16 protein-coding genes are annotated in these 20,316 nt (G+C 63.5%); 8 read left to right on the top strand and 8 right to left on the bottom strand.

Annotated features, from left to right (window positions below; genetic code table 11):
* Positions 1-9 precede the first annotated feature (9 nt).
* The 4 genes from AC1Z32_RS20995 to AC1Z32_RS20980 form a co-directional block, all read right to left on the bottom strand.
* A complete protein-coding gene (locus AC1Z32_RS20995; protein ID WP_483480395.1) occupies positions 10-1,179 on the bottom strand; it encodes a DegT/DnrJ/EryC1/StrS family aminotransferase in 1,170 nt (389 codons plus the stop codon).
* A gap of 52 nt (positions 1,180-1,231) precedes the next feature.
* Complete coding sequence (locus AC1Z32_RS20990) at positions 1,232-1,603, bottom strand: SMR family transporter (RefSeq protein WP_062604365.1); 372 nt, start codon at positions 1,601-1,603, stop codon at positions 1,232-1,234.
* Positions 1,604-1,712: 109 nt separating this feature from the next.
* Positions 1,713-3,386 carry a phospholipid carrier-dependent glycosyltransferase gene (locus AC1Z32_RS20985; protein ID WP_483480394.1) on the bottom strand — a complete coding sequence of 558 codons (1,674 nt, stop codon included), beginning with the start codon at positions 3,384-3,386 and terminating at the stop codon, positions 1,713-1,715.
* Positions 3,387-3,761: 375 nt separating this feature from the next.
* Positions 3,762-4,136 (bottom strand): Mth938-like domain-containing protein, encoded by a 375-nt coding sequence (locus AC1Z32_RS20980; RefSeq protein WP_483480393.1) that lies wholly within the window; start codon positions 4,134-4,136, stop codon positions 3,762-3,764.
* Positions 4,137-4,593: 457 nt separating this feature from the next.
* Between AC1Z32_RS20980 and AC1Z32_RS20975 the strand changes: the two genes are divergently transcribed.
* From AC1Z32_RS20975 to AC1Z32_RS20960, 4 genes are all read left to right on the top strand, one after another.
* On the top strand, positions 4,594-5,832 hold the full coding sequence (locus tag AC1Z32_RS20975) for a pyridoxal phosphate-dependent aminotransferase (protein ID WP_483480392.1): 1,239 nt from the start codon (positions 4,594-4,596) through the stop codon (positions 5,830-5,832).
* 25 nt (positions 5,833-5,857) lie between these two features.
* Positions 5,858-7,180, top strand: a complete 1,323-nt coding sequence (locus tag AC1Z32_RS20970) for a homoserine dehydrogenase (RefSeq protein WP_483480391.1) — start codon at positions 5,858-5,860, stop codon at positions 7,178-7,180.
* An 11-nt stretch (positions 7,181-7,191) separates the two neighbouring features.
* Positions 7,192-8,637 (top strand): threonine synthase, encoded by a 1,446-nt coding sequence (gene thrC / locus AC1Z32_RS20965; protein WP_483480390.1) that lies wholly within the window; start codon positions 7,192-7,194, stop codon positions 8,635-8,637.
* A 200-nt stretch (positions 8,638-8,837) separates the two neighbouring features.
* A complete protein-coding gene (locus AC1Z32_RS20960) occupies positions 8,838-10,430 on the top strand; it encodes an ABC-F family ATPase (protein ID WP_483480389.1) in 1,593 nt (530 codons plus the stop codon).
* Between the two features lie 234 nt (positions 10,431-10,664).
* Here AC1Z32_RS20960 and AC1Z32_RS20955 read toward each other — a convergent pair whose 3' ends face one another.
* Positions 10,665-10,868: a DUF1289 domain-containing protein gene (locus AC1Z32_RS20955; RefSeq protein ID WP_483480388.1), complete on the bottom strand. Its 204-nt coding sequence runs from the start codon at positions 10,866-10,868 to the stop codon at positions 10,665-10,667.
* 201 nt (positions 10,869-11,069) lie between these two features.
* Positions 11,070-12,401 carry an Nramp family divalent metal transporter gene (locus AC1Z32_RS20950; RefSeq protein ID WP_483480387.1) on the bottom strand — a complete coding sequence of 444 codons (1,332 nt, stop codon included), beginning with the start codon at positions 12,399-12,401 and terminating at the stop codon, positions 11,070-11,072.
* A gap of 579 nt (positions 12,402-12,980) precedes the next feature.
* Between AC1Z32_RS20950 and AC1Z32_RS20945 the strand changes: the two genes are divergently transcribed.
* From AC1Z32_RS20945 to AC1Z32_RS20930, 4 genes are all read left to right on the top strand, one after another.
* Complete coding sequence (locus AC1Z32_RS20945) at positions 12,981-14,036, top strand: polyamine ABC transporter substrate-binding protein (RefSeq protein ID WP_483481706.1); 1,056 nt, start codon at positions 12,981-12,983, stop codon at positions 14,034-14,036.
* A 129-nt stretch (positions 14,037-14,165) separates the two neighbouring features.
* Positions 14,166-15,338, top strand: a complete 1,173-nt coding sequence (locus AC1Z32_RS20940) for an ABC transporter ATP-binding protein (RefSeq protein WP_483480386.1) — start codon at positions 14,166-14,168, stop codon at positions 15,336-15,338.
* Entirely contained in the window at positions 15,335-16,240 is a 906-nt protein-coding gene (locus AC1Z32_RS20935; RefSeq protein ID WP_483480385.1) for an ABC transporter permease subunit, read from the top strand. The genes AC1Z32_RS20940 and AC1Z32_RS20935 overlap by 4 nt, the downstream gene beginning before the upstream one ends.
* Positions 16,240-17,055, top strand: coding sequence for an ABC transporter permease subunit (locus AC1Z32_RS20930; protein ID WP_483481705.1), 816 nt, complete (start codon positions 16,240-16,242; stop codon positions 17,053-17,055). The genes AC1Z32_RS20935 and AC1Z32_RS20930 overlap by 1 nt, the downstream gene beginning before the upstream one ends.
* Positions 17,056-17,122: 67 nt before the next feature.
* On the opposite strand, the gene AC1Z32_RS20925 is transcribed toward AC1Z32_RS20930, so the two are convergent.
* Together AC1Z32_RS20925 and argE are read right to left on the bottom strand one after the other, a co-directional pair.
* Positions 17,123-18,127: a threonine/serine dehydratase family protein gene (locus AC1Z32_RS20925; RefSeq protein WP_483480384.1), complete on the bottom strand. Its 1,005-nt coding sequence runs from the start codon at positions 18,125-18,127 to the stop codon at positions 17,123-17,125.
* 22 nt (positions 18,128-18,149) lie between these two features.
* Positions 18,150-19,376: an acetylornithine deacetylase gene (gene argE / locus AC1Z32_RS20920; protein WP_483480383.1), complete on the bottom strand. Its 1,227-nt coding sequence runs from the start codon at positions 19,374-19,376 to the stop codon at positions 18,150-18,152.
* Positions 19,377-20,316: the final 940 nt, after the last annotated feature.

The following is a 20,316-nucleotide window of genomic DNA, read 5'->3' as shown; positions in this document are numbered from 1 at the left end:
TGTCCTTGGTTACCCGTGGCTCTTGCCGTTGTCCGCGAACTGCTCGCAGATCTCATTGATCGATTTCACGACATACGCCACGTCGTCCGCGCTCATCAGCGTGAAGAGCGGCAGCGTGACCGTCGATGCGCCGTAGCGCTCCGCGTGCGGGAACATGCCTTCCTTGAAACCGCGCGCGCGATACAGCGTGAAGAGATGCAGCGCCGGGTAATGCAGACCCGTGCCGATGCCGCGCTCCTTCATCTCGGCCATGAACTCCGCGCGCGTGAGCCCGAGCTTCTCGAGCGGCAGCGCGATCTGGAACATGTGCCAGTTGCTGTCGGTGAAATTCTCCGGCGGCAGGCCGATGCCGAGCTTCACGGCCGCGCCGCCTTCGAACGCGTCGAAGTAGGCGCGCGCGAGCTGCCGGCGCTTCTCGGTGAAGCGCTCGACCTGGCGCAACTGGCCCAGCCCGACGCGCGCCGCGACATCGGTCAGGTTGTACTTGCCGCCCAGCACGTCGCAGTCCATCCCGTCGAAGCCCGTGCGCGTGATGCCCTGCAGCCGGTACTTGCGCGCGAGCTCCGCCTCGTCCTCGTTGTTCATGACGAGCGCGCCGCCTTCGATCGACGTCACGTTCTTGTTCGCGTGGAAGCTGAACGAGACGATGTCGCCGATCGCGCCGATGCGCTTGCCCTTCCAGGTCGAGCCGAACGCCTGCGCGGCGTCCTCGATCACGCGCAGCTTGTGGGCGCGCGCGATTTCGTAAAGCCTGTCCATGTCGACCGGCAGGCCCGCCAGATACACCGGCATGATCGCCTTCGTGCGCGGGGTGATCGCGCGTTCAAGCAAGTTCAGGTCCATGTTGCGTGTGACCGGATCGATATCGACGAACACGGGCGTCGCGCCCACTTCGATGATCACGTTCGCCGTCGACACCCAGGTCATCGGCGTGGTGATGACTTCGTCGCCCGGGCCCACGCCCGCGATGCGCAGGCCGATCTCCATCGTGCAGGTGCCGGAATTGAACGCGCGCACCGGACGGCCGCCGACATACGCCGACAACTCGGCCTCGAACTGCTGATTCTGCGGGCCGGTGGTGATCCAGCCGGACCGGAGCACGTCGACGACGCCCTGAATGGTTTCCTCGTCGATCTCGGGCTTCACGAAAGGCAGAAACGGCCGCGTTGTTTGAGTCATGGACTATGCGCTTAAAAAATGATTGATCCGGACGAAGCTTCGATGCGGCCCGCTAGCCGCGCGCGAGCACGACGACACCGACGAGAATGATGCCGATGCCGACGAGCCGCTGCATCGACAGCACTTCGCCGAACAGATACCACGCCGCGAACGCATTGACGACGTAGCCGAGCGAGAGCATCGGATAGGCGATCGACACGTCCACCCGCGACAGCCCGACGATCCACACGACGACGCTCAGCACATAGCACGCGAGCCCGCCGATGATGGGCAGCTGCGTCGCGATCTTGAAGCCGACCGGGATGATATTGGCGGGCGTGAAGTCGAAATGGCCCACCGCATTCACGCCGGCTTTGAGCAGAAGCTGGGCGCACGCGTTCAACGATACGCCGATGACGATGCAAATAAAGGAAATCGGGTTCATCGCGCGTTTTTCAAATGCGAAACAAGGATACTCGGTATATCGGCAAATGCCGAACGATCGTGCGCCGCAACATGGGCGCAATCGGGGGCGTATTCGGGGGCGAAAGGGCTCACGGCTGCGGCTTCTCCACGATCACGCGGCGTTCGTCGCGCGCGAGCACCTGCATCGGCACGTGGCGCGCGGCGAGCTCGTCGTAGCGGCCCGGCGGCATCAGCGCCAAGGCGTAGCGCTTCGAATCCCACAGCGTGACCCACTCGTCGATGCTCGGCACCCATTTCTGCGGCTCGGTCTGCACGCCGAAGGTCAGCTCATCGGCCTCGCCGACCATGATCATCGTGTGGCCGAGATAGAAGGGCATCGTGTGATCGAGCTTCGCGATCGAATAGAACGGCGTATCGGGCGGCAGCTTCGCCATCGCGGCCTTCACGGGCGGCACGAGGTTCACGCCCGAGCTTTGCGTGCCGAACACGTCGTGGCCCGAGCCCGCGATGGTGCCGAGCAGCAGCCAGGCCGCGCCCAGTCCCGCCGCGCCCGCGAGCACGCTGCGCCGGTTGAGCCAGAGCGCGACGAGCGTCACCACGAAGGCGACGGCGATGCCCGCGTAGACCCAGATCTGGAACGCGCGATAGAGCGCGTTCGGCGTGTTCGCGCTGCCCGCCCGGCCGAGGAAGATCGCGCCGAACGCCGCTGCGATCAGGAACACCGCGTAGCCGATCAGATGCATGCGGTACTGCGGCTTCGTCAGCGACGGCAAATAGAGCCCGATCACCAGCGCGATTGCGGGCGCGACCGGCAGCACGTAGGAAATGAGCTTCGAATGCGACGCGCTGAAGAACAGGAAGATGAACGCCGTCCAGACGAGCAGCATCGTGACGGGCGCGAAGCCGTTGGGCTGGCGCGGCGTCTTCAGGCCGTGGCGCACGCTCTGAAAGGTGATCGACAGCCACGGCAGAAAGCCGACGATCAGCACGGGCACGAAGTAATAGAACGCGCCGGGGCGATTCTGCTCGGGTGTCAGATAGCGCTTGAACTGCTGGACGATGAAGAAAAAGTTGAAGAACTCGGGGTTCTTCATCTGCACGAGCGCGAACCAGGGGCCGGTCACGATCAGGAACACGATCAGCCCGCTGCCGATGTAGAGCCGCTTCCAGAGCGCCCAGTCGCGCGAGACGAGCGAATAGAGGATAAGCACCGCGCCCGGCAGGATCAGGCCGACCAGGCCCTTGGAGAGCACCGCCGCGCCCATTCCCGCCCAGCACAGCCACATCCACAGGCGCACCTCGCGCGTCGGCAGGCCGGGGCGCTGGGCGAGCAGCAGCGCGCAGAGCGCAAGCTCCATCCAGAACGCGAGGCCCATGTCGAGCGTGTTGAAGTGGCCCATCAGGTTCCAGTACGGGCAGGTCGCGAGAATGACCGCGGCCGCGAAGCCGGTCATCGCGTTGAACACGCGCGTGCCCGTGTAGCCGACGAGCAGCACGCCCGCGAAGCCCGTGAGCGCGGTATAGAGCCGCGCCTGCCATTCGCCGATGCCGAACCACGCGAACGTGAGCGCGTTCGCCCAGGTTTGCAGCGGCGGCTTCTCGAAATATTTGTAGCCGTTGTAGCGCGGCGTGATCCAGTCGCCGGTGAGGAACATCTCGCGCGCCATTTCCGCGTAACGGCCTTCGTCGCTCGGAACGAGATGGCGATAGCCCAGCGGCGCGAACCAGATGATCGCGAGCGCGAGAACCAGAAGAATGAGCGAAAGACGTGTGAGCGGTAGCCGCGAAGGCGTATCGTTCATGAAGTCGACCTGTCCGATGCCGCGATGCGCGGCGCTAGTGAAACGAAATGGGCGATGAATGCGGGCAGCGCGACGATGCCGCTCGCGCATGCTCAGGCACGCATTTTCGCTGCAAGTTCGCATATCCGGCCCGCCGCGCGCTACGCGCGCGCCATTGGCGGCCGGATATGCGCGGCGAAACCGTCCCGGTGAATGCCCGCCGAATCCGTCCGCGCCACGCCCGAAGCGCCGCGCAAAGGCGAACGCCGGGCGGGAGTGTAGCGCACGGACGTCCGACATTCGCCAAATCCGTCGCGTGACGGCCCGGGCTGCGCCGATCTCGGACGGGCGGCGGCAGTCTGCCAGCGCTTCCTTAGCGTTTCCTTAGGAATGTCGTCAGGCTTCGATCAGAAGCGCGGCGGCTACGCGGCGGCCTTCGGACATCAGGATGTTGTAGGTGCGGCAGGCCGCGCCGAAATCCATCGTCTCGACGCCGATCCGGTGCTTCGCCAGCTGCGCCGTGAGACGCGGATGCGGAAAGCGCAGGCGCGAGCCGCTACCGAAAATGACGACTTCAGGCGCGGCCTCGACGAGCGCATCGAAGTGCTCGGGCGTGAGCGCGTCGAACGATGACACCGGCCACGCCGCGACGGGCGTCTCGGGCATGATGATCACGCTGCCTTCGTGCCTTTCGAGATTGACCGCCACGAAACCGTCTCCGTAGCTCGTTATTGTGTTGAGCGCGCTGTTGGAATCCTGGTGAAGTTTCAAAACAGTGATCCGGCAAGGAATAGAGGAGAGACCCGGCGTCCGCGCAGCCATGCGAACCGGGCGGCGCGTGCATGCGCACCGCAATTTCCGCCGCGGCCGGCGTGTTCCTTTGGTGCATTGCGGAACTGGGCCATAATCAGTAAATTATAACTTTCCGGCTGCCGGGCTTGCTCGTGCGCCGCCCGTTGCGCTCGCGCGCCGCCACAAGCCGCCTCCGACACGCAATCCGGTCCGCATCGCCCATGCCTTACCTGGCGCGGCGTCTAAAATGCATCGTTCGGCGCTCGGAAACGAGCGAGTCGTCCGGGCGAGCCGCCTTCAGGCTTCAACCTTGGTTCCTTGCACCACGCCCGCCCGCTGCCCGCGCGCGGGGCTGGCTGTGCGGAACACCGGGCCGCAGCTGACCGGCACCAACAAAAACCAGTCCGCATCACCACTCAAGACCCAGAGCGCCAGCGTGAAACCGATTCTCAAATCCAACAAGCTGCAAAACGTCTGCTACGACATTCGCGGGCCCGTGCTCGAACACGCGAAGCGCCTCGAAGAGGAAGGCCATCGCATCATCAAGCTCAATATCGGCAATCTGGCGCCGTTCGGCTTCGAGGCGCCGGACGAGATCATTCAGGACATGATCCGCAACCTGCCGGGCTCGTCGGGCTATTCGGATTCGAAGGGCGTGTTCGCCGCGCGCAAGGCGATCATGCATTACACGCAGCAAAAGGGCGTGACGGGCGTCGAGCTGGATGACATCTACATCGGCAATGGCGCGTCCGAGCTCATCGTGATGGCGATGCAGGCGCTCCTCAACGATGGCGACGAAGTGCTGCTCCCGGCGCCGGACTACCCGCTCTGGACGGCCGCCGTGAGCCTGTCGTCCGGCACGCCGCGCCACTATATGTGCGACGAGAGCAACGGCTGGATGCCCGATCTCGACGACATCCGCGCGAAGATCACGCCGAACACGAAGGCGCTCGTCGTCATCAACCCGAACAACCCGACCGGCGCGCTGTATTCGGACGAGCTGCTGCTCGACCTGATCGCGCTCGCGCGGGAGCACGGGCTGATCATTTTCGCCGACGAGGTGTACGACAAGATCATCTACGACGGCAAGACGCACACGTCGATGGCCGCGCTATCCGAAGACGTGATCACGGTCACGTTCAACAGCCTGTCGAAAAGCTACCGTTCGTGCGGTTATCGCGCGGGCTGGATGGCGATTTCCGGGCTGATCGAAGAGAACCGCCGCCGCGCGAAAGACTATCTGGAAGGCCTTGGCATCCTCGCATCGATGCGCCTGTGCCCGAACGTGCCCGGCCAGTACGCGATCCAGACGGCGCTCGGCGGCTATCAGAGCATCAACGACCTGATCGTGCCGGGCGGGCGTCTCTTCAAGCAGCGCGAGCTCGCCTACGACATGCTCACCGCCATTCCGGGCGTCTCCTGCGTGAAGCCGCAAGCCGCGCTCTACATGTTCCCGAAGCTCGATCCGAAGATGTACCCGATCCAGGACGACCAGCAGTTCATCACCGACCTGCTGCTCGAGGAGCGTGTGCTGCTCGTGCAGGGCACGGGCTTCAACTGGCCGACACCGGATCATTTCCGCGTGGTCTTCCTGCCGAACGTCGACGATCTCGCGGATTCGATCAACCGCATCGCGCGCTTCCTCGACGGCTATCGCAAACGACATTCCGCTTAATTTCTCTTTTATAGACTCGCGCTGCATGGAACCGATCAAAGTAGGACTCTTGGGCTTCGGCACGGTCGGCAGCGGCACCTTCACGGTGCTGCGCCGTAACCAGGAAGAAATCAAACGACGCGCCGGACGCGGCATCGAAATCGCGCGCGTCGCGGTGCGCACGCCGGCGAAGGCCGAAGCCGCGAAGCAGGAAGGCATCGCGGTGACGGACGACTTCAACGCCGTCGTCGACGATCCTTCCATCGATATCGTGTGCGAAATGATCGGCGGCACCGGTTTCGCGCGCGAACTCGTGCTGCGCGCGATCGCGAACGGCAAGCATGTCGTGACGGCCAACAAGGCGCTGCTCGCGGTGCACGGCACGGAAATCTTCGAGGCCGCGCGCGCGAAGGGCGTGATGGTTGCGTTCGAAGCGGCGGTGGCGGGCGGCATTCCCATCATCAAGGCGCTGCGCGAAGGGTTGACGGCGAACCGCATCGAGTACATCGCGGGCATCATCAACGGCACGACGAACTACATTCTTTCGGAAATGCGCGACCGCGGGCTCGACTTCGCGACCGCATTGAAAGCCGCGCAGGAGCTCGGTTACGCCGAGGCCGATCCGACCTTCGACATCGAAGGCGTCGACGCCGCGCACAAGGTCACGATCATGAGCGCGATCGCGTTCGGCGTGCCGGTGCAGTTCGATCGCGCGTATGTGGAAGGCATCAGCAAGCTCGCGGCGATCGACATCAAGTACGCCGAGGATCTCGGCTATCGCATCAAGCTGCTCGGCATCGCGCGGCGCTCGGAGAAGGGCATCGAACTGCGCACGCACCCGACGCTCATTCCGGCGAAGCGCCTGCTCGCAAATGTGGAAGGCGCGATGAACGCGGTCGTCGTGCACGGCGATGCCGTCGGCACCACGCTGTACTACGGCAAGGGCGCGGGCGCGGAGCCTACCGCTTCGGCCGTGGTCGCGGATCTCGTCGACGTGACGCGCCTGCATACGGCCGATCCGGAGCATCGCGTGCCGCATCTGGCGTTCCAGCCGGACAGCCTCTCCAACACGCCGATCCTGCCGATCGATGAAGTGACGAGCGGCTACTACCTGCGCCTGCGCGTCGCGGACGTGACGGGCGTGCTCGCCAACATCACGCGCATTCTCGCCGACAAGGCCATTTCCATCGATGCCTTGCTGCAGAAGGAATCGGAGGAAGTCGACGGCGCGAACAAGGGCGAGACGGACATCATCCTCATCACGCACGTGACGCTGGAAAAGAATGTGAACGCGGCGATCGCGGAGATCGAGGCGCTGTCCACGGTGGTCTCGAAGGTGACGAAGCTGCGCATGGAAGCGCTCAACTAAAGGCAAGCACGATGAACTACATTTCGACGCGCGGCGCCGGCACGAACGAGCGCCACACGTTTTCCGACATCCTGCTGGGCGGCCTCGCCAAAGACGGCGGCCTGTACCTGCCGAACGAGTATCCGAAGGTCAGCGCCGATGAGCTCGCGCGCTGGCGCACGCTGTCGTACGCGGACCTCGCGTTCGAAGTGCTGTCGAAGTTCAGCGACGACATTCCCGCCGACGATCTGCGCTCGCTCACGCGCAAGACCTACACGGCGCAGGTCTACAGCAACGTGCGCCATGAAGAGAGCGCCGTGCAGATCACGCCGCTCAAGACGCTCGGCGAGGAAAACGGCACGACGCTTTCGCTGCTGGAACTGTCGAACGGCCCGACGCTCGCCTTCAAGGACATGGCGATGCAACTGCTCGGCAACCTGTTCGAGTACGCGCTGGCCAAGCACGGCGAGACGTTGAACATCCTCGGCGCGACCTCGGGCGACACCGGCAGCGCCGCCGAATACGCGATGCGCGGCAAGACCGGCGTGCGCGTGTTCATGCTGTCGCCGCACAAGAAGATGAGCGCGTTCCAGACCGCGCAGATGTTCTCGCTGCAAGACCCGAACATCTTCAATCTGGCCGTGGAAGGCAACTTCGACAACTGCCAGGACATCGTCAAGGCAGTCTCGAACGATCACGCCTACAAGGCGAAGCACAAGATCGGCACGGTCAATTCGATCAACTGGGCGCGCGTCGTCGCGCAGGTCGTGTACTACTTCAAGGGCTATTTCGCCGCGACCAAAGCCAACGACGAGCGCGTGTCGTTCACGGTGCCGTCGGGCAACTTCGGCAATGTGTGCGCGGGGCATATCGCGCGCATGATGGGCCTGCCGATCGACCAGCTCGTTGTCGCCACGAACGAAAACGACGTGCTCGACGAGTTCTTCAAGACCGGCGTGTATCGCGTGCGCGGCGCGGCGGAGACGTATCACACCACGTCGCCGAGCATGGATATTTCGAAGGCGTCGAACTTCGAGCGCTTCGTGTACGACCTGCTCGGCCGCGATCCGGCGCGCGTGCTGCAACTGTTCCGCGACGTCGAGGAGAAGGGCGGCTTCGATCTCGCCGCGAGCGGCGATTTCGCGCGCGTGAAAGCGTTCGGCTTCGTGTCGGGCAAGAGCGGGCACGACGATCGCGTGAAGACCATTCGCGACGTCTTCGAGCGTTATCGGACGATGATCGACACGCACACCGCCGACGGTGTGAAGGTCGCGCGCGAGAACCTGAAGCCCGGCGTGCCGATGATCGTTCTCGAAACCGCGCAGCCGATCAAGTTCGGCGAGACCATCCGCGAGGCGCTCAATCGCGAGCCGGAGCGGCCGGCGGCGTTCGTCGGGCTTGAAAAACTGCCACAAAGGTTCGATATCGTTCCCGCGGATGCAGGCGTCGTGAAGGCGTTCATCGCCGAGCGCACATAACGCGAGAGGCGCATCCGCCTCGTGCGGATCGTCTTCGGAACGCACGGGGCGCGGCCGCATCGGCTGCGCCCTTTTTTCATGATGCGGCATGCGCGCCGCATTCGGGCGCGGTTCGCCGCAATCGCGCCATCGGGCAAAACCCCGCCAAAAGCTGTTAAAATCTCAGGTTTTTCGTCGTACCCCATTCAAAAGGACGCGCCGTGCTGTCTACCGCCAATATCACCATGCAATTCGGGCCCAAGCCCCTCTTCGAGAACATCTCGGTCAAGTTCGGCGAAGGAAACCGCTATGGACTGATCGGGGCGAACGGCTGCGGCAAGTCGACGTTCATGAAAATCCTGGGCGGTGATCTGGAGCCGAGCTCCGGCAACGTCGCGCTCGAGCCGAACGTGCGTCTCGGTAAATTGCGTCAGGACCAGTTCGCGTACGAAGACATGCGCGTGCTCGACGTCGTCATGATGGGCCACACCGAAATGTGGGCCGCGATGACCGAGCGCGACGCGATCTACGCGAACCCCGACGCGACCGACGACGACTACATGCGCGCCGCGGATCTCGAAGCCAGGTTCGCCGAATACGACGGCTACACGGCCGAGGCGCGCGCGGGCGAGCTGCTGCTCGGCATCGGCATCGACATCAACGATCACAACGGCCCGATGAGCAACGTCGCGCCGGGCTGGAAGCTGCGCGTGCTGCTCGCGCAGGCGCTGTTCTCGAAGCCCGACGTGCTGCTGCTCGACGAGCCGACCAACAATCTCGACATCAACTCGATCCGCTGGCTGGAAGACATCCTCAACCAGTACAACTCGACGATGATCATCATCTCGCACGATCGGCACTTCCTGAACCAGGTCTGCACGCACATGGCGGACATGGATTACGGCACGCTGAAGGTCTGGCCGGGCAACTACGACGACTACATGCTGGCGTCGACGCAGGCGCGCGAGCGTCAGCAGGCCGCGAACCAGAAGGCGAAGGAGCGCGTGGCCGACTTGCAGGACTTCGTGCGCCGCTTCTCGGCCAACAAGTCGAAGGCGCGTCAGGCGACCAGCCGTCTCAAGATGATCGACAAGATCAAGATCGAGGAATTCAAGCCGTCGTCGCGGCAGAATCCGTTCATCCGCTTCGACTACGAAAAGAAGCTGCACAACATCGCGGTGGTCGCGGAAGGTATCACGAAGAAGTACGACCGCACGATCTTCCAGAACTTCAATCTGAGCGTGCAGCCGGGCGAGCGCATTGCGATCATCGGCGAGAACGGCGCGGGCAAGACCACGCTGCTCAAGTCGCTCAAGGGCGCGCTCGATCTCGACGCCGGCAACGTGAAGTGGGCGGAGAACGCGAATGTCGGCTACATGCCGCAGGACACCTACGAAGAGTTTCCGAAGGACGAGACGCTGACCGAGTGGATCGACCAGTATCGCAAGGAAGGCGACGACGAGCAGATGATGCGCGGCACGCTCGGCCGTCTGCTCTTCAATGCAGACGACATCAAGAAGAACGTGAAGGTACTGTCGGGCGGCGAGAAGGGCCGCATGATCTGGGGCAAGCTGATGCTCGGCCGCCACAACGTGCTCCTGATGGACGAGCCGACGAACCACATGGACATGGAGTCGATCGAATCGCTGCAGATCGCGCTCGAAAAGTTCGAAGGCACGCTGATCTTCGTGTCGCACGACCGCGAATTCGTGAGCGGGCTGGCGGACCGGATCATCGAAGTGAAGACCGATGGCACGCTGCGCGACTTCGGCGGGAATTACGAGGATTTCCTGTCGAGTCAGGGGATCCAGTAACGCGCCTCCTGCCGCACTAACAAAAAAAGCCGCATATGCGGCTTTTTTTGCATGAAAGCGTGCCGGTTTTGTTGTGTCGGGAAACCGGCAACCCCGCATCGGCAGCCCATCCCAGGTTTCGCCATGACGGAGGCGGATACGGCTCTCCGGGTCCGCCGATAGTCATCTTATCCGGCTGGCAGACGGGCGTTCAACTCTGTCGAACGGCCAGCGCGCGCCTCGAAGGTGAAGCGCTCACAGCCCGTCGTTCCGAAACCGCATCGCCGTTCCCTCGCGCGTGATGCGCGCCCAGATCGCGCGCTTTTCCTCATCGGAAAGAAACACCCAGTTGGACACTTCGCTCGCCGTGCGGCCGCAGCCCTTGCAGATTTCGTCGAACAGCGTGGAGCACACGCCGATACACGGGCTATCAGGAAGGTCGTGAAGATTCGAAGACATAAGGCAAGCTCTCGACCGCGTCGCCGCAAAAAGAGGGCGGCAACGCGGTGGTCAGATTCGTAAAAAAACTCAGCGCGCGATACTGTAGCCTATTCGCGCGATCCAGTGATGCTGCTGGTTGTAGTCGAGGATGTCCTCGCCGTAGCCGTTGAAGTAACTGACAAACAGACACGCACTGCCGACGACCTGAGATCGGCGACCTCAGCCCGAAGCCACCGCTTGCCACAGCATCGCGCCGTTCAGCGCGACGATCACGCCCGCGCACGACCACGCCAGCGCGAGCGGCACCCGCGCGACGCGCCAGCGGCCCATCAGACCCGCATCGGAGGCGAAGCGCACGAGCGGAATCACCGCGAGCGGCAATTGCAGGCTCAGCACGACCTGCGTGGCGACGAGCAGCGCGTTCGAGCCGTGCTGCCCGAAGCCCGCCACCGCGACGAGGGCGGGCCCGATCGCGAGAGCGCGCGTCAGAAGCGCCCGCGCCCAGCGCGCCACCTTCAGGCGCAGGAAGCCTTCCATCACCGCCTGACCGGCCAGCGTGCCGGTCACGGTCGCATTCAGCCCGCAGGCGAGCAGGGCGGCGGCGAACACGGAACCTGCCCAATGGCTGCCGACGAGCGGCGCGATGAGCCGGTGCGCATCGGCGAGATCGTCGACCTCGGTGTGGCCGCTTGCGTGGAACACCGCCGCCGCGACCACCAGCAGCGACGCATTGACGATGAACGCGAGCCCGAGCGACGCAAACGTGTCGAAGTTGACGCCGCGCAGCGCGCGCCCGATGGCCGCGTCGTCGCGGGCGTTCGCATGCTCCTTGACGAGCGCCGAGTGCAGATAGAGGTTGTGCGGCATCACCGTCGCGCCGAGCACGCCGGCCGCGAGCCACAGCATCCCGGCGTCGCGCACCAGTTCGCGCGACGGCGCGAGGCCGCGCAGCGCCTCGCGCCAGACCGGATGCGCGAGCGCGAGCTCGACCACGAAGCAGACGCTCACGAACAGGATCAGCGCCGTCACGGCGCGCTGCAATGGGCGTTCGCCGCGGCTTTGCAGCGCGAGCATCGCGAAGGTGGCGACCGCCGAGATCAGCACGCCCGCGATGAGCGAGAGTCCGAAGAGCAACTGAAGCGCGACCGCGCTGCCGACGACTTCCGCCACATCGCACGCGATGATCGCGATTTCGCACGCGATCCACAGCGCGAGCGTCGTGCGACGGCCGTAGCGTTCGCGGCACAGTTGCGCGAGATCGCGCCCGGTCACGACGCCCACGCGCGACGCGACCCATTGCAGCAGCATGCCCATCAGGCTCGCGAGCAAAACGACGACGAGCAGCGAGTAGCCGTAGCGCGCGCCGCTCGACAGCGCCGTCGCCCAGTTGCCGGGGTCCATATAGCCGACGGCAACGAGCGCGCCCGCGCCCGCGAACGAGGTCCAGCGTCCGCGCGGACGCGGCTCCTGTGTCGTGTCCTCGCGGGCGGGCCGCTGCGTGCCGGATTTCGCGGCGGACAGCCGGCTGAGCGCGGACGGATTCGTATTCATGCGGGAAGTGGCCTCGAATAGCGATGCAACAGCGGCGAGCCGGTCGTCTGCGCGTGCGTTGCCGGTTCAGGAGACGCCGCTTTGGGCGGCGCACGTCGAATTGGCTCGCAACAACCGTTCCGCTGGCTATTCGTCAGGCTCGGGACCCCCGTCATTGCGGGGGCCGGAGACCGATCACGAATAATGACATTGCATCGGGCTTACGCGTCCGTGTCACTTTGATGAGTGTGGTTTTCTGAGGTGCCGCCGGGGTCGATTAGGGGCTAAAATGCGCGGTCTTCAAGACCGGCGCGCGCGGCGGCGGCGGCCGGTAAATACCGTATGCCAGGACCGCGCGGGCGCATGGTGTGAGGGCGTGTACATTTTGCGCGACACGCGGCGCATTATTTTTTGTCGCGCTTGTGTTTAGTGGTAGTTTTCGGGGTTTTAAAGGGAGTCGCGGCCAGACCGGGCGATCGGACAATGCGCCGGGTCCGCGCGGCACGACGCCGTGACAAGTCGGAACAAGGGAGAATCGAGATGAACGAGAAACTGGCAAGCCCGGTGGCGAAGCTGGCGGGCGCCCTCGCATGCGCCGCGATGTTGACGCCGCTCGCAGCGTCGGCGAAGGACACACAGTTGAACGTGTACAACTGGTCGGACTATATCGCCAAGGACACGATCCCCAACTTCACCAAGCAGACCGGCGTCAAGGTGAAGTACGACAACTACGACAGCGACGACACCCTGCAGGCCAAGCTGCTCACCGGCCGCTCGGGCTATGACATCGTCGTGCCGACGAGCAACTACGCAGGCAAGCAGATCGCGGCGAACATTTTCGCGCCGCTCGACAAATCGAAGCTGCCCAACCTCAAGTATCTCGATCCCGACCTGATGAAGCTCGTCGAGGGCGCCGATCCGGGCAACAAGTACACGGTGCCCTGGGCGTACGGCACGACCGGCCTCGGCTACAACGTCGACAAGGCGAAGCAGATTCTCGGCGCGAACGCCGAACTCAACAGCTGGGACATCCTCTTCAAGCCCGAGAACATCTCGAAGCTGAAGGCGTGCGGCGTCTCGGTGCTCGACGCGCCCGACCAGATGTTTGCGGCCGCGCTGCATTACATCGGCAAGGATCCGATGAGCACGAACCCGGCCGACTATCGCGAAGCGCTCGCGATGATGAAGAAGATCCGCCCGTACATCACGCAGTTCAACTCGTCGGGCTATATCAACGACATGGTCGGCGGAGACATCTGCTTCACCTACGGCTGGTCGGGCGACGTCGTGATCGCGAAGCATCGCGCCATCGAGGCGAAGAAGCCGTTCAAGATCGAGTACTACATTCCGAAGGGCGGCGCGCCCGTGTGGTTCGACGTGATGGCGATCCCGAAGGACGCGAAGAACAAGGAAGCCGCGCACGAGTGGATCAACTACATCGAGACGCCGCAGGTTCATGCCGCGATCACGAACGCGGTGTATTACCCGAGCGCGAACCTCGAAGCCCGCAAGTACGTGGACAAGGACGTCGCGAACGATCCGGCCGTCTTTCCGCCGCAGGATGTCATCAAGACGCTGTTCCTGCTGAAGCCGCTGCCGCCGGAAATCCAGCGCCTGCAGACGCGGCTCTGGACGGAATTCAAGTCCGGCCGATGAAACTGGTAAGCCGGTTATTCTTTTGAATCGACGAAGCCCCTGGACCTCCGGGGGCTTTGTTCGTGGTCGTGTCGCACGTCGCGGCGAGCCACGAAGGACGCATGGAAGCAAGGAGTCGAACAGGCAATCATGAGTGAGCAGTCGAGCGCGTTGAAGGCAGCGCCTAATTCCGGCCGGCGCGAGCCGGGCAGTTCTCCGTCGGCCCCGGGCACGGACGACAACTTCGTGCAGATCGTCGACGTCGTGAAGAAGTTCGGCGAGACGACGGCCGTGCGGGGCGTCAGCCTGTCGGTGAAGAAGGGCGAGCTTTTCGCGCTGCTCGGCAGCTCGGGCTGCGGCAAGTCGACGCTCTTGCGCATGCTCGCGGGGCTCGAGTCCGTGACCGAAGGGCAGATCCTGATCGACGGCGAAGACCTCGCGAAGATGCCGCCGTACAACCGGCCCGTGAACATGATGTTCCAGTCCTACGCGCTCTTTCCGCACATGAGCGTGGAGTCGAACGTCGCGTTCGGGCTGAAGCAGGAAGGCGTGCGCGGCAGCGAGCTGAAAGACCGCGTGCACAACGCGCTGCAACTCGTGCAGATGGCGCAGTATGCGAAGCGCAAGCCGCATCAGCTCTCGGGCGGCCAGCAGCAGCGCGTCGCGCTCGCGCGCAGTCTCGTCAAGCGCCCGAAGCTGCTGCTGCTCGACGAGCCGATGTCCGCGCTCGACAAGCAGATTCGCCAGCGCACGCAGATCGAGCTCGTCAACATTCTCGACCAGGTCGGCGTGACCTGCATCATGGTGACGCACGATCAGGAAGAAGCCATGACCATGGCCAATCGCCTCGCCGTGATGAGCGAAGGCCAGATCGTGCAGCTCGGCACGCCGCACGAAGTCTACGAATATCCGAACAGCCGCTTCTCGGCGCAGTTCATCGGCTCGACCAATCTCTTCGACGGCAATGTCGTGGAGGACGAGCCGGATCACGTGTTCGTCGAATCGGCGGAGCTGCCGGTGCGTCTCTATGTGAGCCACGGCATCACCGGGCCGCTCGGCATGCCGGTGACGATCTCCGTGCGCCCGGAGCGCATCGCGCTGACGAGAAAGCCGCCCGAGGGCGCGTACAACTGGGGCCGCGGCAAGGTGACGAACATCGCGTACATGGGCGGCTACACGCTCTATCACGTGACGCTCGATTCCGGGAAAGTGGTGGTCGCGAATCTGTCGAGCCTCGCGATCGGCGAGATCGATTCGCCCACGTTCGATGACGAAGTCTACGTGCGCTGGAGCGCGTCGGCGGGCGTGGTGCTGACGTCATGATGAATCTGCTCAAGCGCTTGGGCGTGAGCGGGCGCTCGCTCGTCATCGGCGGGCCGTATCTGTGGCTCCTGCTGCTGTTCTTCGTGCCCTTCCTGCTCGTCGTGAAGATCAGCTTCGCGGACAGCCAGCTCGGCATTCCGCCGTACACGGATCTCGTGTCGATGGAAGAGGGCGTGATGCATATCGCGCTCGACTTCGCGCACTACGCGTTTCTCGTGCAGGACAGCCTGTACTTCGCGACCTACATGAACTCGCTGCTGGTCGCGGCGGTGTCCACGGTGCTGTGCCTCGTGATCGGCTATCCGATGGCGTATTACATCGCGCGCTCGAATCCGGCCACGCGCAACATCCTGATGATGGCCGTGATGCTGCCGTTCTGGACGTCGTTTCTGATCCGCGTGTATGCGTGGATCGGCATTCTCAAGAACAACGGCCTGCTCAACAACTTCCTGATGTCGATCGGCCTGCTGCATTCGCCCATCGAGCTGTATCACACGAACATCGCGGTGTATATCGGCATGGTGTATTCGTATCTGCCGTTTCTCGTGATGCCGCTCTACGCGCATCTCGTGAAGATGGACCTGACCTTGCTCGAAGCGGCCTACGATCTCGGCGCGAAGCCGTGGAAGGCGTTCGTGCAGATCACGCTGCCGCTGTCGAAGAACGGCATCATCGCGGGCTGTCTGCTCGTGTTCATTCCGGCGGTGGGCGAGTACGTGATTCCTGAACTGCTCGGCGGCGCGGATACCTTGATGATCGGCCGCGTCATGTGGAACGAGTTCTTCAACAACGCCGACTGGCCGATGGCCTCCGCCGTCACCTGCGCGATGGTGCTGCTGCTGCTCGTGCCGATGGCGCTTTTCCAGCACTTCCAGGCGAAGCAACTGGAGGAAAAGCGATGATCAAGCCCAGCCGTCCGTTGCAAATCACCGCGCTGGGCCTCGGGTTCGCATTTCTGTATATCCCGATCCTGAGTCTCATCGTCTATTCGTTCAACGACTCGCCGCTCGTGACCGTATGGACCGAGCCGTCGCTCAAGTGGTATCGCGCGCTCATCACCGATGACGAGCTCATCAACGCCGCGTGGCTGTCGTTGCGCATCGCGTTCTTCACGGCGTGCGCGTCGGTCGTGATCGGCACGTGGGCGGGCTTCGTGCTGGCGCGCATGGGCCGCTTCAAGGGCTTCACGCTCTACACGGGCATGATCAACGCGCCGCTCGTGATTCCCGAAGTCATTCAGGGCATTTCGCTGCTGCTGCTGTTCGTCGAGATGTCGAAGCTGCTCGGCTGGCCGGATCGCGGCTTCTTCACGATCTGGATCGGCCACGTGATGCTGTGCATCTCGTACGTGGCGATCATCGTGGAGTCGCGCGTGCGGGAGCTGAATCCTTCGCTGGAGGAAGCTGCGCTCGATCTCGGCGCGACGCCCTTGCGCGTGTTCTTCTCGATCACGCTGCCGCTGATCTCGCAGGCGCTCGTGGCGGGATGGCTCTTGTCGTTCACGCTGTCGATCGATGACCTGGTGCTATCGGCGTTCCTGTCCGGCCCGGGGTCGACGACGCTGCCGCTCGTCGTGTTCTCGCGCGTGCGTCTGGGCCTGAATCCGGAGATGAACGCGCTCGCGACCTTGTTCATCGCGCTCGTGACGATCGGCGTGATCGCGGCGAATTACTTCATGCAGCGCAGTGAGCGCAGAAGGCTTGCAGCGGTGATGTAACGCAGGAAGCAGCAAGGAAGCAGCAAGTAAGCGGCCCCTCGTCGACGGATGAGGGGCCGCGTGCGTTTCAGACGCTCGCCAGATGCTTCGCGAACGTCGCCGGATCGGTATTGGTCCCGCACAGCAATACGCCGACGCGCCTGCCTTGCAGACGCTCGCGCAACGGGCCGAGCAGGGCGGCCGTGGCGGCGGCGCATGCGGGCTCGACAGCGAGCTTCAACTCGTTGAACAGCTGCAGCATGCCGTGGCGCAGTTCGTTGTCGGACACGGTGACGATTTCATCGATATGCCGCCGGCACAGCTCATAGCTGTACTGCTCGGTGTGCGGCGCCATCAGAGAATCGGCGATGCCGTGCATCGCGCCCATCTTGATCGTGTGATTCGCTTCGAAGCTGCGCCTCATCGCGTCCGAGCCTTCGGGCTCGACGCCGTACACATGCAGCGACGGATTCGCGAGACGCATTGCCGTCGATACGCCCGCAGCCAGCCCGCCGCCGCCGATCGGCAGAATCACCGCGTCGAGATCCGGCGCCTGCGACGTCCATTCATAGCCGAGCGTCGCGGTGCCGAGCACTGTGCGATAGCCGTTGAACGGATGAATGAACACGCGTCCTTCTTCCGCTTCGACGCGCCGCACGACGTCGAAGGCCTCGGCGACGTTCTCCGCGAACACCACTTCCGCGCCGAAGCGCCGGCATAGCGCGACGCGCGCCGGGCTCGCGCTCTTGATGATGACAACCTTCGCGCCCACTTCCATGCGCTGCGCGGCATACGCGACCGCCACCGCGTGATTGCCCGCCGACACGCACGTGACGCCTGCCGAACGCTCGCTGTCGCTCAATGCGAGGATGTTCGAGAACGCGCCGCGCGCCTTGAACGTGCCGCTCGCCTGCAGCAATTCGAACTTGAACGTGATCGGCGTGCCTTCGAGCGTCGGAAAGTCGTGGCGCTCGAAGGTGGGCGTGCGCGCGACCCAGGGCGTGAGCGCCATGTGCTGCTCGGCGATTTCGTCGAGCGTCGGAATGGGCGTGCCGTCGATCGTATTGTCGGAATGCTGCGTGGCAGTGGACATGGTTCTTCTTGCTCTGAAAAGATCAGCGGGCCTGTGCTTCGACGGACATGCTGTGAATGAACCTGCCGAGGAACGCCTCGCACTGCGCGAGCTGTTCGAGCGACACGTACTCGTTCGCCTTGTGCGCCTGCTCGATGTTGCCCGGCCCGCACACGATGCTCGGCACGCCAGCGTTCGCGAACAGACCCGCTTCGGTGCCGTACGCGACCTTGCGCTTGTCCTGGTTCTCCGTGAGCGCACGCACGAGCTGCGTGATCGCGGCCTGCTCGGTGGCGTCGAGGCCCGGCGCCGAAGCGAGCTTCGTGAATTCGATGGCCGCGTTGCCGTGCTCTTTCAGCATCTTCGGCAGCAGCGTGTCATGCGCGTACGATTCGATGCGCCTGAAAATCTGCTCCGGGTCCATCGTCGGCAGATTGCGGAATTCGAACTCGAAGTTGCATTCGGCGGGCACGGTGTTGATCGCGTTGCCGCCCTTGATCGTGCTCGTCTGGCTGGTGGTGAAGGGTACGTCGTAGAGTTCGTCGAACGGTCCCTTCGCGCGTAATTCGTCGGCGATGTCGCGGATGTGGCAAATCAGCCGAGCGGCGTATTCGATCGCGTTGAGGCCCTTCGGCGTCAGCGACGAGTGCGCCGCGAAGCCGCGCACGCAGCAGTGATACGTGTTGATCCCTTTATGCGCGATGATCGGGCGCATCGACGTCGGTTCGCCGACGATACAGCCGTCCGGCTTCACGCCGCGCTTCAGCAGGTCGGCGATCATCAGCGGCGCACCGGCGCAGCCGATTTCTTCGTCGTACGAAAGCGCGAAGTGGATGGGTTTCGCGAGCTTCGTCGCCTGCATTTTCGGCAGCATCGCGAGCGCCGCGCCGATGAAGCCTTTCATGTCGCACGAGCCGCGGCCGTAGAGCAGGCCTTCGCGGACTTCGGGCCTGAACGGGTCGCTCTGCCAGTCCTGACCGTCGACGGGCACGACATCCGTGTGACCCGACAGCACGATGCCGCCGTTGGTCTCGCCGTCGTGCGCCGGGATCGTGGCGAAGAGATTCGCCCATTGGCCGCGGGGATCGGTGGTGATGGTGGCTTCGATGCCCGACTTGCGCAGTTCGTCCCGGACGGTTTCGATCAGGCCGAGGTTCGGATTGCGGCTGACAGTGTCGATGGAAACTAGCCGTTCGATCCACGGCAGGGAAATGGGCGTTTCGGTTTTGGATTGAGCTTCGAGATGCGCCGGATCAGCGATCTGTGACATTTTTTGACTCCTGCGGGTAGAGTTTGATCATAGCCGAAATGTGGGGGGCTGGCCCGCCGGCTGGGGCTTTTGGGTTTTTGGTTTTCGCCGGATACCCGTGGGCGTGGCGGTCGATTGGTATTGCCCCTGTGCGGGGCGGCAGTCACCTTGGTTTCTTTGCGGGTACGTGGAATCCTGTTTTCGCGTCGGTCTATTGGCACTGCCCCTGTGCGGGGCGGCAGTCACTTTCTTTGCTGCTGCAAAGAAAGTAACCAAAGAAACAGCTATCCCCATCCAAAGTACTTCACACCGGCCCCGGCACAGAACTTCGCAAGTGGTCCGGCAGTAGCGAGTGCCCTCACAGGCCTAACCGGGCTTGGATCGCGCACGGTCTGTCACATCGCACCACTCAACTGACTGGTAAGGCGCGAAATAGCTCCGGCCCGCTGCGCGGCCGACCGGTCAATCGGGTCTGCGCGTGCTTCCTTGCTAATGCTTCCATCTCACTGCATTCGCGTTAGGTTGGTTTCCCTTGCATACCCATCGGCAGCGCGTAGCGCTGTGCCGGAGTTGTTTGGGCTGAACCAGCGCCCTTAACGTTCTAGCTTGTCAGACCGTGCGCGGTCCACGCCCGATTAGACCTATGAGGGCACTCGCTACTGCCGGACCACGTGCCATCTTCTGTGCCGGGGCCGGTGTGAAGTACTTTGGATGGGGATAGCTGTTTCTTTGGTTACTTTCTTTGCAGCAGCAAAGAAAGTGACTGCCGCCCCGCATAGGGGCAGTGCTAATAGACCGACGCGAAAACAGGATTCCACGTACCCGTAAACAAACCAAGGTGACTGCCGCCCCGCATAGGGGCAGTGGCTAATAGACCGACGCGAAAACAGGATTCCACGTACCCGCAAACAAACCAAGGTGACTGCCGCCCCGCATAGGGGCAGTGGCTAATAGACCGACG

The organism is Caballeronia sp. 11_S32, assembly GCF_056930355.1.
Note: the sequence above shows the minus strand (reverse complement) of the source record. Positions and strands in the feature narration are given on the sequence as shown.

What these genes read in the sequence shown, in the direction of transcription:
- AC1Z32_RS20995 (WP_483480395.1), bottom strand. Translation starts at nt 1,179, where the DNA reads ATGACTCAAACAACGCGGCCGTTTCTGCCTTTCGTGAAGCCCGAGATC.
- AC1Z32_RS20990 (WP_062604365.1), bottom strand. Translation starts at nt 1,603, where the DNA reads ATGAACCCGATTTCCTTTATTTGCATCGTCATCGGCGTATCGTTGAAC.
- AC1Z32_RS20985 (WP_483480394.1), bottom strand. Translation starts at nt 3,386, where the DNA reads ATGAACGATACGCCTTCGCGGCTACCGCTCACACGTCTTTCGCTCATT.
- AC1Z32_RS20970 (WP_483480391.1), top strand. Translation starts at nt 5,858, where the DNA reads ATGGAACCGATCAAAGTAGGACTCTTGGGCTTCGGCACGGTCGGCAGC.
- thrC (WP_483480390.1), top strand. Translation starts at nt 7,192, where the DNA reads ATGAACTACATTTCGACGCGCGGCGCCGGCACGAACGAGCGCCACACG.
- AC1Z32_RS20955 (WP_483480388.1), bottom strand. Translation starts at nt 10,868, where the DNA reads ATGTCTTCGAATCTTCACGACCTTCCTGATAGCCCGTGTATCGGCGTG.
- AC1Z32_RS20950 (WP_483480387.1), bottom strand. Translation starts at nt 12,401, where the DNA reads ATGAATACGAATCCGTCCGCGCTCAGCCGGCTGTCCGCCGCGAAATCC.
- AC1Z32_RS20945 (WP_483481706.1), top strand. Translation starts at nt 12,981, where the DNA reads ATGTTGACGCCGCTCGCAGCGTCGGCGAAGGACACACAGTTGAACGTG.
- AC1Z32_RS20940 (WP_483480386.1), top strand. Translation starts at nt 14,166, where the DNA reads ATGAGTGAGCAGTCGAGCGCGTTGAAGGCAGCGCCTAATTCCGGCCGG.
- AC1Z32_RS20935 (WP_483480385.1), top strand. Translation starts at nt 15,335, where the DNA reads ATGATGAATCTGCTCAAGCGCTTGGGCGTGAGCGGGCGCTCGCTCGTC.
- AC1Z32_RS20925 (WP_483480384.1), bottom strand. Translation starts at nt 18,127, where the DNA reads ATGTCCACTGCCACGCAGCATTCCGACAATACGATCGACGGCACGCCC.
- argE (WP_483480383.1), bottom strand. Translation starts at nt 19,376, where the DNA reads ATGTCACAGATCGCTGATCCGGCGCATCTCGAAGCTCAATCCAAAACC.